Annotated in this window: 17 protein-coding genes and 1 pseudogene; 8 read left to right on the forward strand and 10 right to left on the reverse strand. The window is 42.9% G+C overall.

What is annotated here, in order from left to right; genetic code table 11:
• The 3 genes and pseudogenes from CRJ00_RS04610 to mqnB form a co-directional block, all read right to left on the reverse strand.
• Positions 1-190, reverse strand: a pseudogene (locus tag CRJ00_RS04610) (IS5/IS1182 family transposase); the annotation flags it as partial.
• A 146-nt stretch (positions 191-336) separates the two neighbouring features.
• Positions 337-1,323 carry a pyruvate dehydrogenase complex E1 component subunit beta gene (locus CRJ00_RS04615; RefSeq protein ID WP_099365711.1) on the reverse strand — a complete coding sequence of 329 codons (987 nt, stop codon included), beginning with the start codon at positions 1,321-1,323 and terminating at the stop codon, positions 337-339.
• 76 nt (positions 1,324-1,399) lie between these two features.
• On the reverse strand, positions 1,400-2,026 hold the full coding sequence (gene mqnB, locus CRJ00_RS04620; RefSeq protein ID WP_099365712.1) for a futalosine hydrolase: 627 nt from the start codon (positions 2,024-2,026) through the stop codon (positions 1,400-1,402).
• Positions 2,027-2,075: 49 nt separating this feature from the next.
• On the opposite strand from mqnB, the gene CRJ00_RS04625 reads away from it, so the two are divergent.
• From CRJ00_RS04625 to CRJ00_RS04660, 8 genes are all read left to right on the forward strand, one after another.
• On the forward strand, positions 2,076-2,489 hold the full coding sequence (locus tag CRJ00_RS04625; RefSeq protein ID WP_099365713.1) for a 6-pyruvoyl trahydropterin synthase family protein: 414 nt from the start codon (positions 2,076-2,078) through the stop codon (positions 2,487-2,489).
• Between the two features lie 20 nt (positions 2,490-2,509).
• On the forward strand, positions 2,510-3,142 hold the full coding sequence (folE, locus tag CRJ00_RS04630) for a GTP cyclohydrolase I FolE (protein ID WP_099365714.1): 633 nt from the start codon (positions 2,510-2,512) through the stop codon (positions 3,140-3,142).
• Positions 3,143-3,351: 209 nt separating this feature from the next.
• Positions 3,352-3,987 (forward strand): O-methyltransferase, encoded by a 636-nt coding sequence (locus CRJ00_RS04635; protein WP_099365715.1) that lies wholly within the window; start codon positions 3,352-3,354, stop codon positions 3,985-3,987.
• A 78-nt stretch (positions 3,988-4,065) separates the two neighbouring features.
• Complete coding sequence (locus tag CRJ00_RS04640; RefSeq protein ID WP_167554205.1) at positions 4,066-4,515, forward strand: glycoside hydrolase family 73 protein; 450 nt, start codon at positions 4,066-4,068, stop codon at positions 4,513-4,515.
• 10 nt (positions 4,516-4,525) lie between these two features.
• Positions 4,526-5,377: a glucosaminidase domain-containing protein gene (locus CRJ00_RS04645; protein ID WP_099365717.1), complete on the forward strand. Its 852-nt coding sequence runs from the start codon at positions 4,526-4,528 to the stop codon at positions 5,375-5,377.
• Positions 5,378-5,443: 66 nt separating this feature from the next.
• Positions 5,444-6,205, forward strand: coding sequence for a hypothetical protein (locus CRJ00_RS04650; RefSeq protein ID WP_134776018.1), 762 nt, complete (start codon positions 5,444-5,446; stop codon positions 6,203-6,205).
• A 1-nt stretch (position 6,206) separates the two neighbouring features.
• Positions 6,207-7,256, forward strand: coding sequence for a DUF3078 domain-containing protein (locus CRJ00_RS04655; protein WP_257213688.1), 1,050 nt, complete (start codon positions 6,207-6,209; stop codon positions 7,254-7,256).
• A gap of 5 nt (positions 7,257-7,261) precedes the next feature.
• A complete protein-coding gene (locus CRJ00_RS04660) occupies positions 7,262-8,182 on the forward strand; it encodes an N-acetylmuramoyl-L-alanine amidase (RefSeq protein ID WP_218962183.1) in 921 nt (306 codons plus the stop codon).
• Here the strand turns inward: CRJ00_RS04660 and CRJ00_RS04665 are convergent.
• The 7 genes from CRJ00_RS04665 to CRJ00_RS04695 all read right to left on the reverse strand — a co-directional run bounded on the left by CRJ00_RS04665 (position 8,179) and on the right by CRJ00_RS04695 (position 14,748).
• Positions 8,179-9,873: a sodium:solute symporter gene (locus CRJ00_RS04665; protein WP_099365720.1), complete on the reverse strand. Its 1,695-nt coding sequence runs from the start codon at positions 9,871-9,873 to the stop codon at positions 8,179-8,181. The two genes, CRJ00_RS04660 and CRJ00_RS04665, sit on opposite strands and share 4 nt — an antisense overlap.
• Before the next feature lie 105 nt (positions 9,874-9,978).
• Positions 9,979-10,176, reverse strand: a complete 198-nt coding sequence (locus CRJ00_RS04670; RefSeq protein WP_099365721.1) for a hypothetical protein — start codon at positions 10,174-10,176, stop codon at positions 9,979-9,981.
• A gap of 12 nt (positions 10,177-10,188) precedes the next feature.
• Positions 10,189-12,630 (reverse strand): PIG-L family deacetylase, encoded by a 2,442-nt coding sequence (locus CRJ00_RS04675; protein WP_099365722.1) that lies wholly within the window; start codon positions 12,628-12,630, stop codon positions 10,189-10,191.
• A gap of 292 nt (positions 12,631-12,922) precedes the next feature.
• Positions 12,923-13,180 (reverse strand): DUF6952 family protein, encoded by a 258-nt coding sequence (locus CRJ00_RS04680; protein WP_099365723.1) that lies wholly within the window; start codon positions 13,178-13,180, stop codon positions 12,923-12,925.
• Positions 13,161-13,475, reverse strand: a complete 315-nt coding sequence (locus tag CRJ00_RS04685) for a thioredoxin family protein (RefSeq protein ID WP_099365724.1) — start codon at positions 13,473-13,475, stop codon at positions 13,161-13,163. Before CRJ00_RS04685 ends, CRJ00_RS04680 begins: the two co-directional genes overlap by 20 nt.
• A gap of 73 nt (positions 13,476-13,548) precedes the next feature.
• On the reverse strand, positions 13,549-14,181 hold the full coding sequence (locus tag CRJ00_RS04690; protein WP_099365754.1) for a peroxiredoxin: 633 nt from the start codon (positions 14,179-14,181) through the stop codon (positions 13,549-13,551).
• A gap of 327 nt (positions 14,182-14,508) precedes the next feature.
• Entirely contained in the window at positions 14,509-14,748 is a 240-nt protein-coding gene (locus tag CRJ00_RS04695) for an Ada metal-binding domain-containing protein (RefSeq protein WP_099365725.1), read from the reverse strand.
• Positions 14,749-14,760: the final 12 nt, after the last annotated feature.

Raw genomic sequence — 14,760 nt, forward strand, 5'->3', positions numbered from 1 at the left:
ACTTGAACATCTTGATGGGGCTCTCTGCTGTACGCCCATTGGTCTGGCAATACTTCTCCAAAAGTTCCTCATGTATAAAACTGAAATCGATAAGATCGTTGATTTTGCGAAGTAGATTGTCTTTTGGAACAATGATATCGTACAATCCCGAATAGGAACTGAACTGAATTTTTTGTTGGGTAGAAAGCATCCTGATATCCGTTAAAGCCTACTTTAAGATACGAAAAAAGGAGCAGAAAACTGTTGTTTTCCACTCCTTTTTTTAGCCCATTCTAAAAGGGGACTTTTTCAGTGCCCTCCACGAATGCTAAGGCCTTTTCTATAGAGAAGCTAAAATTACTTCTTGATATAAGATACTTCTTTAACGGCTTTCACTACTTTAGCGATGCTAGGAAGTGAAGCTTCTACCAACGTTGGTGCATATCCCAAAGGTACATCTGCAGATGTAACACGGATAATAGGTGCATCTAAGTAATCAAATGCATTCTTTTGTACGTTGAAAGTGATTTCTGAAGATATGGAAGCCAATGGCCAAGCCTCTTCTACGATCACCAAACGGTTGGTTTTCTTAACAGACTCAATGATCGCTGCATAATCGATTGGACGTACAGAACGTAAGTCGATCAACTCAACGCTGATACCTTCTTTTTTCAATTCTTCCACTGCAGGAATAACCACACGAGGAATCATCTTACCAAAAGATACAATCGTTACATCCGTACCTTCTTGGATGGTATTCGCTTTACCGATCTCTAAGTAATACTCTTCTTCAGGAACTTCTCCTTTATCACCATACATCACCTCAGACTCCATGAAGATCACTGGATCTGGATCGATGATAGATGATTTTAAAAGTCCTTTAGCATCGTATGGGTTTGATGGAACAACCACTTTTAATCCTGGCGTATTTGCATACCAGTTTTCAAAGTTTTGGGAGTGTTGAGCACCTAGTTGTCCCGCATTACCGGTTGGGCCTCTGAAAACGATCGGACAAGAGAACTGCCCACCGCTCATCTGGTGAAGCTTTGCTGCGGCATTGATCACCTGGTCAATAGCAACCAAGGAAAAGTTGAAGGTCATGAACTCAATGATTGGTTTTAGACCATTCATGGCTGCACCAACACCAATACCAGCAAAACCAAGCTCTGCAATAGGCGTGTCAATTATACGTTTAGCGCCAAATTCGTCAAGCATACCCTGACTTACTTTGTAAGCACCATTATATTCAGCGACTTCCTCGCCCATTAAAAAGATTGTTTCGTCTTTGCGCATTTCTTCGTTCATCGCTTCACGAAGTGCTTCTCTGAATTGTATTTCTCTCATCAGTATACCGATAATGTCGTTTGTTTAGATTAGGCAAAAATACTATTATTTCTTGAATTTCCGTAGCGGCATTGTACTATTTTCGATGCAAACGTAGAAAACCCTGCAGCCAACAGTTGAGTTCTTGAAGGGCTTTCGGGATGTCCCAGTGGGATACATTGCGTTCTTCCACCAAATTGGAGATCGAACGGACCTGTATGGCAGGGCAGTTCTGTTCCTCAGCAACATAGAAAAAGGCGGCGCCTTCCATGCTCTCCAAACAACCAAGGGGTAAGGTTTTTCTCAGCTGTTCAATGCTGGATTTACTGCCATGAACTCTATTAACGGTAATAGCAGTGGACTTCTTCAACGATTCGAAGGATTGCCCTAAAGAAATAGCTGGCAGCCGCTCCTGAAAGATCGATTTGCCAAAGCCCATTTCCTCGATCGGCATAAAGCCATCTTTGGTTTCGGCACCCAGATCAAAGATGCGGTCGGACACAATCCGTTTTACAGTTCCCATTTCATCCGCAGGATTGAAGGTGCCGGCTATGCCCACATTCAACAAAAGATCGTACTTGTTGTTGGCCAGGTGCTTACCCATCGCATAGGCCGTAGCGACCATGCCAACCCCGGTAACTAAATAATCTGTATCGAATTCTTGAAAGCTGGAAATGGAATCTGCAATTTCAAGGTCTGTGGCAGCAACTAACAGTATCTTCATATATTATCTGAAAGTACTAAATTACGTTTATTTGCCTTATCTTTGTATTATGATTTATATTACACGACGCGAACGCTTTAACGCCGCCCATAAATTGTACCGTGAAGACTGGTCTCCAGAGGAAAACGAGCGCGTATTTGGCAACTGTTCCAATCCCAATTGGCACGGCCATAATTACGACTTGTTTGTGACTGTGAAGGGACATATCAACCCGGAAACAGGCTTCTTGATCGACCTGAAACGCATGAAAGACATCATCCTTAGAGAGATCATCGATAAATTGGACCATAAGAACGTTAACCTGGATGTGGATTTCATGAAAGACAAGATGGCTTCCACCGAAGTGATCGCTGTGGAGATCTTCAACATCCTTAAGCCGTTTTTTGAGCAGGAAAAGGTGTTTCTACATGCCGTACGCTTGCATGAAACGGAAAACAACTATGTCGAATATTTCGGCGAATAATCCCCAAATTAAATTACTAAATGAGCAAATTTCAACAATTTGAAGATGCCGAGCAAGATGGCTATCTTAAAATAGATCAGTACAACGAGAAAAATGTTGAACGAATTGCCGCACATTATGTGGATATATTAGAGGCTATCGGCGAAAATCCTAAGCGCGAAGGTTTGGAGAAAACCCCGGAGCGTGTTGCCAAAGCCTTACAGTTTCTTACCCATGGCTATGATGTGGATCCTGCGGAAGTATTGCGTGGAGCCATGTTCCAAGAGGAATATAGCCAGATGGTGGTGGTGAAGGATATCGAAGTGTATTCCATGTGTGAGCACCATATGTTGCCTTTCTTTGGCAAAGCCCATATCGCCTATATCCCTAACGGGCATATTGTGGGTCTGAGCAAGATCCCGCGTGTGGTGGATATATTCGCGAGAAGATTACAGGTTCAGGAGCGTTTGACCAACGAAATCCGCGATTGTATTCAGGAAACCCTAAATCCTGCAGGGGTAGCGGTTGTGATCGAATGTAAGCACATGTGTATGGCGATGCGTGGGGTACAAAAGCAAAACTCCGTAACCACAACTTCAGCTTTTACCGGTGCTTTCCAAAACGATGTAACCCGTTCTGAATTCATCCGATTGATCACGGCTTCTTTAGATTAAAATTTAAGAAAGAATTAATAAAGATTTAACCTACCATATGGTAGGTTTTTTTATGCTCTTTTCACTTTTTCCACAATTAGTATAAAAATAAAAAATCCCGTTTTAAGGCAAATTTGGACATCCTTTGTTACTTATCAAGATTTTGATAATGAGGGTGTTAATAAAAATTGCTTGGAATGGTAAGGCCCTAATTCCTATCTTTGCCCGGTATGTTTGAAGAATCTGAACGCTTAGAAGCCTATTTGGAAGATACTACGGACGGTGAAAATTCGTTGTTGAAAAGGGTCAATCGAGAGACCTACTTGAGAGAAACCATGCCCCATATGTTATCGGGACATTATCAAGGAAGAGTCCTTTCGATGTTGAGCAAATTGGTCCAACCGAGCTTAGCCTTAGAGATAGGCACCTTTACAGGATACGCCACGTTATGTCTAGCAGAGGGATTGGCCGAAGGAGGAAAACTTCATACCATTGATATCAATGAGGAACAACAGGAGCGTGTTCAAGGTTATTTTGATGAATCGCCCTATACGGACCAGATTGTATATCATATAGGAGATGCAGCCGAGGAGATCGCGAAGATCGAAGGTATATTCGATTTAGTATTTATAGACGCAGATAAGAAGCGGAATTTATACTATTTCAATGAACTGATTGACCGGGTAAGACCGGGAGGATTATTGTTAATTGACAATGTCTTATGGAAAGGCAAGGTTTTTGATGATAAGCCGGACAATCAAACAAAACAAATAATTGAATTAAATCAAACACTGGCAAGTGACGATAGGGTAGAGAAGTTGATATTGCCAATCAGAGATGGGCTTTTTGTGCTACGCAAGAAGTAGTGTTAAACTAAAACAGGTTTTATGCTAAATTATTGTAGAAAGATTTTTGTGGTATGTATACTTACTACATTGACATCTATGAGCGTATTCGCTCAAGACTACACAACAAAATCGTATATCGCTAAGCACAGCCCGGCTGCGCAGAAGCTTATGCGTGAAACAGGAGTACCAGCTTCTGTTATCTTGGCGGTTGCCATCCATGAAAGTGCCTATGGCAATAGCCGTATCGCACGTTATCTCAACAACCATTTTGGAATCAAAGGGAAGAACAACAGCACGAAGATCCGTTCCGCTTATAAGGGATATGATTCAGCGAGCGAATCTTACCGTGATTTCGTAGGATTGTTGCAGCGAAGAAAGGCGACTCAACCTTTGTTCAAGAAGCATGATTCGAAGGATTATCAATCTTGGGTAAAAGGGATTGCACGTTCTGGCTATTCGGAAACGAGTGATTGGTCGAGGAAAGTTATTTCCACGATCGACCGTTACGATCTGGAGAAGTACGACGAGAAAACAAACCTTAATTAATTTCTTTTAGATGAAGAAGGTATGGCTGGCCAGTTTAATATTGGCCTTATTTTTTGTTTCATGTGGAACGAAGAGGGGATCGGTGATGAAAAGTCCGCAAGGCAAATCGCAAGGCACCATAACCTCCTCCACGGGTAGGACAGGAACGACTTCTGGCAACCGAGGAACCTCGGTCTCCGGATTATCCTATATCGAAAAATACAAAGGAATTGCCATCGAAGAGATGAACAAATATGGCATCCCGGCGAGTATCAAACTTGCCCAAGCCATCTTGGAATCCGGAAATGGAAACAGCGACCTCGCTACTCGAGCGAACAATCACTTCGGAATCAAATGTGGAGGAACTTGGAGCGGAAGATCGGTTACCAAATCGGATGACAATCCCAACGATTGCTTTCGTGTCTATGACAATCCTGAACAATCCTTCAGAGACCATTCCCAATTCTTATTGAGAAAACGCTATGAGAAACTTTTCCAACTGAGTAAGAACGACTATAAAGGTTGGGCGAGGGGATTGAAGGATGCAGGCTATGCTACGAATCCGAGGTATCCACAGCTTCTGATCGATCTGATCGAACGGTACAACCTGCAGCAATATGATATTCCGGAACGCAAAACGGAAGTTGTGGCCAGGGCCGAAAAGGTAGACCAGATCATTGAGAAGAAGGCTGAAGTAGAGCCTCCTGTTCCCGTAGAGGAAATCAAGAAGCCAGTAGCCATGAAGATCTATGAAGTCAAAGCTTCGGACACACTAACCGCTATCGCGACTAAAAACAACCTTACAGTTGCTGCATTGAAGGAAATGAACGGACTTACGGGCGATGCCGTGTCGGTCGGGCAATTGTTGGTCGTATCAAAATAGTTACAAGAGCTATTAAAAGATGTTAAATATTAGCATCCTATTCATCTATCATGTAGTTTTATAGGAGTGAAACCGCTATTACTTTTTCTTTTATTCGGACTTTTTATTATTCCGCACTCAGGCTTTGCGCAGCGAAGGTTGGAAGGTATTGTGTATGATGCCTTCAATAAGCAACGCGTTGGAGAGGTCTTGATCCGGAACGTGAATACCAATCAGAAATCCTACAACGATTCCAGGGGAGAGTTTGATATCCTGGTCAGCCCGGGAGATCAGCTGATCATTCGGAAGACCGGTTATATTTCAGATACCATCGAAATCAAGGAACAACCGGCCTTGATCATCTATTTAAAGGAAGCTGTCAAACAAATTCAGGAGATTCGTGTTGTAGGGCGTAGGAATCCGGATGATGTGCTGGATGAGATGAAGCGCGATTATAAAAAAGCCTTTGATCTGGCAGCACCTCGCGAAGCGCTTTCCGTTGGTCCATCAGGGGCGGGTCTGAGCATAGACTATCTCTATAGCAAGATCAGTAAAGAGGCCAAGAACGCCCGAAGATTTACCACACATATCGGTCAACTGCATGAGCAGAACGTAGTAGAATATGTTTTTACGCCCGATTTTGTGCACAATCTGATTGGATTGGAAGGGGAGGATTTGCAGGTGTTCATGAAAATCTTTAAACCATCCTATGAGCAAATATCAACGATGAGCAAGGAAGAGTTGGGTATACATGTAAAAAAAATGTACGAAGTCTATAAACTACACCCAAATTTACGACCTTTGCGAGAATTGCCAGATATAAAAATGGATGTCAAAAAAGAAAATTAATATGAGAATAAAATTTTACCTATTACCTGTTTTCATTTTTGTTTTAGGGGTTACCCAGATGCATGCTCAAGATCTTAAGGAGCTGCGCGTAAAACCAGATTCTAGCATCAGCGAACAAGAAAAACAAAAAGCCCTGAATATTAAGAACATCAATGTTCCTATTCCCAAATTGGATCTGAAAGTGAACTATTGGAAACACTGGACCAAATTGGGTCTAAATTTCAATCAGGCACAGTTCAGCGAATCCTGGCAATTAGGGGGTCTTAACTCCTGGGCATTAATGGGTCTGTTCTGGCATAAATCAGAATTCAACAGAAACAATTTCAACTTTACCACCGAGGTGGACATGAAATACGGTAAGCTGAAAAACGAAGATCAGATGCCAAGACCTAATAACGACAGGTTGTTCTGGGATAATAAGCTTTCCTACAAACTATCGAAGAGTTGGGCGATCTATACCTCGATCACGGTCGAAACGCAGTTTGACAACGCTTATAACTACGGTAGAGATAAAGAAACAGGTAAGGACACCATTACAAGTGTTAAATCATCTTTCATGTCGCCGGGTTATTTCACGGAATCTGTCGGTTTGGAGTATAAGCCAAACAAGGAATTCTCCTTACGTTTCGGTACAGGTACAGCACGTCAGACCTTGATTTTGGATCAGCGTATCAGACCTCGTTCTGGACAAGGATATTATGACCGTTACGGTGAATACCTGCATCCATCAGATCCTAACAGAGGAACAGGAGCACGTTACGGTGTAGAAGAAGATAAGAACTTTAAAAATGAACTGGCATTCCAGCTGACAGCAAACTTGGATAAGAACATCGCTAAAAACATCAATCTGAAAGCGCGTTATAACCTTTTTGCGGATTACCTGGATCTGAACGATCCATCACATCGTTTGGATGCGACGTTCAGCTCAAGGATTACCTCGTTGATCAATGTTTCTTTAGGCGGTACCATGATCTATGATAACAACATGATCGGTAAAGTGCAGTGGAGTGAATCATTGGCCTTAGGAATCCTATTAAATTTACCTAAATAAGATAGATGCTAAAAAATACAGGACGATTGGTTGTTGCGGTGTGTGGGGTGGTCTTTTTGATCGGTTGTTCGACCGCAAAGAAGACAAAGGTTTTACAGCAACCAACAACTTCTGTCATTACCCCCTCAGCGATTGTAGAGAATACCGTGGTGAACGTGGATACCTTGTTGGAAGAGACAAAGGTAGATTCGCAACGCCAGGTAGTTCAGGTGGTTGCACCATTGACCCCTGAAGAGATTGCATGGAATATGTTCCGTGCAGGGATCAATAAACAAGCTGATTTTGCAGCAGCCATGTATTACGATGTGCGGAAGCCGCATTTCGTCATGATCCACCATACCTCTCAAACCAGTATGGCACAGACCATCCGCACTTTTCAGGTGCCACATAGCAAGGTGAGCAGCCATTACGTGATCGGTAGGGACGGTCGTGTGGTTCAGATGCTGAACGATTACCTGCGAGGCTGGCATGCCGGTCGTGGATCCTGGGGGAATATTACCGATATGAACTCTGTGTCCATTGGTATCGAGCTGGACAACAATGGGAATGAACCCTTTCCAGAAGCCCAGATCAAGTCCCTCATGGTTTTATTGGATACCTTAAAGACGAAATATACCATTCCTCAAAAGAACTTTATCGGACACAGTGATTTTGCACCGGGCAGAAAGGATGATCCAAGTGCTTTCTTCCCTTGGGAAAGATTGGCCCAACGTGGATTCGGCATCTGGTACAATCCGAATGCCTTAATGCCTGCCCCGGCCAATTTTAATCCTATGGATGCACTGAAACTGATGGGCTATGATATGACCAGGCCAGAATCGGTCATTCGGGTATTCAAGCATAAATATATCAAGAATGATCGGACGCTTGTCCTCACGGAATACGATAAAATGGTCCTCTACGACCTCTATCGGAAATACTATTAAGCGATTTCTTTTCTTGGGAAAGCAGATTGTAGAAGTAGGCCGATGATGATGACCAAGGCGCAGCCGATCAGGTTGAGCCAGAGAAAAGCAACGATATCTAGCTTCCAGATCCCGATGATGATGGCCTCGGTAATAACCGCCGACCAGAATACCGCTTTACCCCCAATCTGTTTAACATAGAATGCCACCAGGAAGATCCCTAGGATTGTGCCGTAGAAAAGAGAACCCAGGATGTTCACAGCTTCCAACAAATTTCCCAGTCTATTGGCATACAAGGCGATAATCACCGTGAAAATACCCCAACATAGGGTGCTGATGCGGGATGCGCGCAGGTAAAGGGCATCATCTCCATCCTTGCGGACAAAGCGTTTATAGATATCGATGACGGTGGTGGAGGAAAGGGAATTGATCGCACTTGCGGTGGCCCCCATGGAAGCCAGGAATATAATCGCAATCAATAGCCCAATTAAGCCTTTAGGGAACACATCGATCACGAACTTAAGGAAGATATAGTTGTTGTCGTTCGTGTCTGCATTCTCGTCATTTTTCTTGATAAGGGATACGACATCCGCCTTCAGTTCTTTTTCTTTTTCATCGAATGCGGATAGTTTATCTCGGCTGGCGGCAATAATATCCTGGTTATCGCTCGATAAAGCATCGGTCAATTGATTTACGACCAAGGTTTTTTCTTGGCTAAGCTGCTGGTGCTCCTGCATGATCTGCCGATATTCTCCGGCATATTGGCTCTGCTCCAATTTCAGGGTTTCCTTCTCGTTGAAGAAAAGGGGCGGTGTATGGTACTGATAATAGGCAAATACCAAAATCCCGATCAATAGGATACAGAACTGCATCGGTACTTTCAAAAGCCCGTTCATCAACAATCCCATCCTGCTTTCCTTTACGGAGGCACCGGTGAGGTAGCGGCCGACCTGGCTTTGATCCGTTCCGAAATAGGAAAGCTGCAGGAAGAATCCACCGATCAATCCTGTCCAAACGGTATATTGGTTGTCGAGGTCAAATTTAAAATCTATGGCATTAGCCTTTCCGGATTTACCCGCAATATGCAAGGCTTCTTTAAAACCAATGTTCTGGGGCAATAGATGCACCACCAGAACCCCCGCCAATAATAGGCCGGCGAATATAATCCCCATCTGCAGCAATTGGGTATAGGATACTGCCTTGGTCCCACCATATACTGTATAGATGATGACAAGTGCTCCAATCCCTAAGGTCGTCAGGGTGAGGTCGACGTGTAGTACACTGGAAAGGATGATGGAAGGCGCGAAGATGGTAATCCCGGTCGAGATCCCCCGTTGTATCAGGAACAAAAAGGCAGTTAGCACCCTTGTTTTCACATCGAACCTTTTCTCGAGGAATTCGTAGGCCGTATAGACCTTTAGTTTATGAAATATAGGGATAAACGTGACACAGAGGACGATCATGGCCAGTGGAAGTCCGAAATAGAACTGCACGAAGCTCATGCCCGATGTATAGGCTAGGCCAGGGGCCGAAAGAAAGGTAATGGCACTGGCTTGTGTCGCCATGACCGATAACCCTACGGTATACCAGGGTAAGGAGCGGTCACTAAGGATATAGCCGTCAATGCTTTTGACGTTTTTGCTCTTATAGATCCCATAGGCGACGATCAAGAGCAAGGTAAGGATGAGTACTATCCAATCGATACTACTCATCCGAAGTATCTAGTAAAGAAATACATCAATACAATGCATACGATTAACCAGAGTACAATTAACCAATAGAATTGTCTCCAGCTACGTACAAATGGAGGAAGTCCATTATCTGTCATGCGGTTTATTCGGCAACAAGGCAGTAATGAAGATGATGGCAAAAACCAATGCAGCAACCGTTCCACCGATCACACCTAAAAATGTTCCTGTAGCAATCCATGCTGTTAAACCACCTAAGATTACAGCGGTTAACAAGATAATTCCTTTTACATTAATTTCTTTTGAGTTGTCGATTTGATTTTCCATTATATTATTCTATTATTTTTCTTCTTTAGTCAACAAATTTACAAATAATCTAGTAGCTCCGGGCACTCCAGCGGGCAATTGTCTGAAAAATGCCAAAGAAGTATATACAAATTTCCCTTTTCCATAATTGGCGATCAGCAGGGATCCCTTGTTGGGGCTTTCGTTCTTGTCGGAAAATGTAAGCGGAGTACGGTATTTCGCATCAATTTGATCCGCAAAGTATAAGCCTCTTTCCTGTACCCAGCCATCAAAATCAGCGACTGTAATTTTGTTGGGATAATTTAGCACCGGGTCGTTTTTATCGTTGAAGACTACCTTGGCATCCTCTTCTGTTACGCGGCTACGATTGATCTGGAAGGGGTAAGGCCCAAGCTGCGTCGTTCCCATCCGGGAATTTACATTGTACTGTATCAAAGCAACTCCACCATCTTCAACATATTTCAACAGCTCTGGCATCCAACGTTGGATATGCTTGCTTACGTTATAAGCCCGTACGCCAACCACAACGGCGTCATAATTTTTAAGGCTGGAGGCCGTAATAAGCTGCTCCGTCAATTGGTCCACCTGAATCCCGATATTCTCCAGTGATGAAGGGATAAGATCGCCTGCACCGGCAATATACGCCACTTTTTTGATCGGATTGACCAGATCCAGTTTCTTAACCTGAAGGGTCAATGCCGGGAACCAGGTGATGCTTGGGATATGAGGGTAGTTGATATTTTTATAGCCGCTCAGTGTTTCGCCATTGAATTGCAGGCTTACCGTGCTATTGGCGGTATTTTTAGGGTTTTTGATGCTGATCTGTCCGGACCAGCTTTGTCCTGCAGGAATTTCCACCGCTATCTTATTCGGATGGATCTGCAGCCCATTGCTCTGGGTAAATGTTAGGTTGCCCTTTTCGGTTTTTGGACCATGGTTCATCACCGTGATTCCAATAGTTTTCTCTTCGTTTTCCTGGATCAGGAGGTTATTGCTGGTAAATACTGCTGTAAACTTCGGACTGATGCTGATGGGCTGAAGGATCTCGCCATCTACCGGATCAACGTACCTGTATTTGATCGGTTTCTTAACCGGGATATCGACCCCTGCGATCTGAAATACTAGCTCCACACTAATGGGATCCATGTTTTCCGGTTTTCCAAAGTTACTTTCCTCCACCTCAAATTTCCCTAGGGAATGAGGTTTGATCAACCAATAGGGTTGGGAACTTTGGTTGGCCGTTATTTGACCCTCTACGGTTACCGGTTTATTGTAGGTAAGTAGATGGTTTGCAGGTTTTCCATTGATGCTTTTCAAACTGGCGTCGGCCTCTTCCGACCTGGAAATGATATCCAAACTAAATGGTACTGCCTCAGCAATGACAGCACTTGGCTTGTTGCTGATGGCTTCCACATACATACCGGCACAAGCCAGCAGCAGCCCTTCCACTTCTTTTAGTTTTTGGGATTTCCAAAATGAGTTTTTCAGTTTTTGGATATCCTGGTGAAGCTTTGCCAAGGCTTGAATACTCTTGCCGGGATGGTTCGGGTCGAAGCCATTTTGCAGGCTTGTAATATCCTGTTCGATCTGTTGGGTAAACCCTGGTTCATTCAATCGGCTCCAATCGGTTTTTATTCCCTCGAACAGATCGCTTTGCGCTTTATCACCCGCTACATGATCAAAATATTCGATAACATCTCCACGTTGTGTAGCTGCGCCAAATCCCTGGCTTTTATGCTGGGATCTGCTGAGCGCTGATATTTCGCCATAGGAATATCCGATGAGTGGATTGTAGGCGCCTATATTGACTTTTAATTGATCTTCGGAAGTATTGTTCATGCCTCCAAAATTGGCGGTGTTCCAAACGAGGCGTTTGGCCTGCCAAGGTTTTAGGGTTTTCAGCTGTTCTGGAAATCGTTTTGGATCAGCAGCTGCGAGGAAAGCTTCATGGGCCAACATGGCTGAAGCCTGGTGATGGCCATGTCCGCCGCGGCTGTCGGGCGGAAAGCGGTTAATGATCACATCGGGTTGCAATTGGCGGATGAGGTACACCGCTTCGCGTAGGGTTTCCTCCTTTTTCCAAAAGGAAAAGGTTTCCTCATGGGTCTTGCTGAAACCGAAATCATAGGCTGAAGTAAAGTATTGTTCGCCCTTATCGATGCTGCGGGCAGCGAGTAGTTCTTGTGTTCTGATCAATCCCAGGTCGATTCCCTGCTCGGTACCCAAAAGGTTCTGACCACCATCGCCACGCGTAAGCGAAAGATAGGCGGTTTTGAACTTCTTTTCGTTGGCCAGCCAAGCGATCAGTCGAGTGTTTTCATCATCCGGATGGGCCGCAAAATACAGCACCGAACCGAGACTGTTTAATTTGTCGATCTGCAGTTTGATCTGCGCAGCGGATAGGGCTTGCTGAGCCTGAAGGGTTGGGATTTGAAGGGCTAGGAATATAAGTAGACTAAGGATTCGTAGGATCATAGCCTAAAAATAAGGAAGTTTGCCTTAAAAATAAAAGGAATCAAATTAATTTGATTCCTTTTACCAACAATTAAAAATCTTTTGACGTTAAACCCCGTGATCCAATCATGGGTTCAATTGGCAGGATGATGCGCTAATTTGGTCTAACCTTTAATGAATATAAAAGTAAGATAAATAGAATGGAATATAGGGGCTTCCTAAAAAAAACTTTTCCACAAAAACCGAGCTATACACAGGTTTTTGTGGAAAAGAAAATATAATTTACTGCAAGAAGGGCAGATAAATTGCTGGTTTATTTGTCGATGGAGCCTAAAACACGCTTCATAAAGGTATTCAGGGCATCTTTTTGTGGTGTTCCATCTTGGATAAGTTTGTTTACCTCGATGGCACCGTACATATTTGAAATCAATTCACCGATGACGTCAAGTTCTTCATCTTTGAGTTGCGAAACTTCGGTTAGGGATTCCAATGTTTCAATGGTTTCCAACACGAAATCGGCATCATTTTCTTTGATGAACTCAACGAGGTGTTTAATTACTGGTAACTTCATTTAATAATTCTGTTAATCCTTCGATTTTATTTGTTTGAACCTGGTTTACCAATTTACCGTTTTTGAAAGCGGCAAATGTAGGCAGGTTATTTACGTTCGCTAATTTTCTTGACTCTGGAAACTTTTCTGCATCCACGATAACGAATTCCACATTTTCGTTCTCTGTAGAAAGTTTCTTGAATTTTGGTTTCATGATACGGCAATTGCCACACCAAGAAGCTGAAAATTGTACCATCACAACATCATTGCTGTTGACTACTTCTTGTAGATTGTCTGCGCTTAATTCTTGTAACATGATAGATTGATTTATAGATGTATTTATAAAAAGAAAGAGGAGATTTTGGCCTCCTCTTTTTTAAAGGGTGGTCTTAGTTTTGTGCTAAGTAAGAAGCAACGCCTTCGCGTGTAGCGTTCATGGCGTCTTTACCTTCTTCCCAGTTTGCCGGACAAACTTCACCGTGTTTTTGAACATGGGTGTAAGCGTCTACCAAACGGATGTATTCTTTAACGTTACGGCCTAGAGGCATATCGTTTACCGACTCATGGAATACTTTACCCGTTTCGTCGATCAAGTAAGTTGCGCGGTAAGATACTGCTGATCCTTCTACCAAAGTACCGTACTCTGGGTGCTCAACTTCTTTCATTTCTAAAATTCCCAATACACTGGAAAGGTTACGGTTGGTATCTGCAATGATAGGGTATTCCACACCTTCGATACCGCCGTTATCTTTTGCTGTGTTTAACCAAGCAAAGTGTACTTCTGCCGAGTCACATGATGCACCGATAACGATGGTGTTTCTTTTTTCGAATTCAGTAACTGCTTCTTGGAAAGCATGTAATTCTGTAGGACATACAAATGTAAAGTCTTTTGGATACCAGAATAACAAGATCTTTTTGTTTTCTTGCTGAGCTTTTTCGAATAAGTTCAACGTGAAGTTATCACCTAAATAATCGATCGCATCTACTGTAATGTTCGGGAAATTTTTACCTGTAAAACTCATAATATTTTCTTTTCTTTTTCTTGGTACAAAGGTAAGGTTTTTTAAGCCTGAAAAGTATTGATATTGTTTATTGAGTATCATTTTTGTCTATATGTGATGGGGATCATTAATAGATATGATTTATATTATTATTCAATTATCTCTGCGTCATTGCGAGGAACGAAGCAATCTTCCATCCAAGCGAAGTGCTAAAAATAAAATCGTTCTTTTCACTATGTAAAAAGCCTGTTTTCAAGTTGAAATCGTGCTTAAAGCATACTTAAACCAAGAAAAAAGCATGCTAAACTAACCATTACATACATTTTGCATACTTTCACCTTGCTTTCACTATGGTTTCAGAGCGAAGAAACTCCCTCGCCTCATGCAATTTCCACAAGGTCTATAACCGGCCTCCAAAGCTTCCTCTTCATCCTTAAAAAACACCCTATTCTCACGTTTCATTCTCTTCCCAGAACCGCAGCTTAATTTTCCATAGATCTTCAATTTTCTATTCCCACCGAAAAGGATTTCCTTTCTACGGATCATCCCATGCAGTTCTTGCGGACTTAAATTCACATGCTCAATCATATTTATAAACTA

The sequence above is a fragment of the Sphingobacterium sp. 1.A.4 genome, from assembly GCF_002734245.1.
GTDB classification, from domain to species: Bacteria; Bacteroidota; Bacteroidia; order Sphingobacteriales; family Sphingobacteriaceae; genus Sphingobacterium; species Sphingobacterium tenebrionis.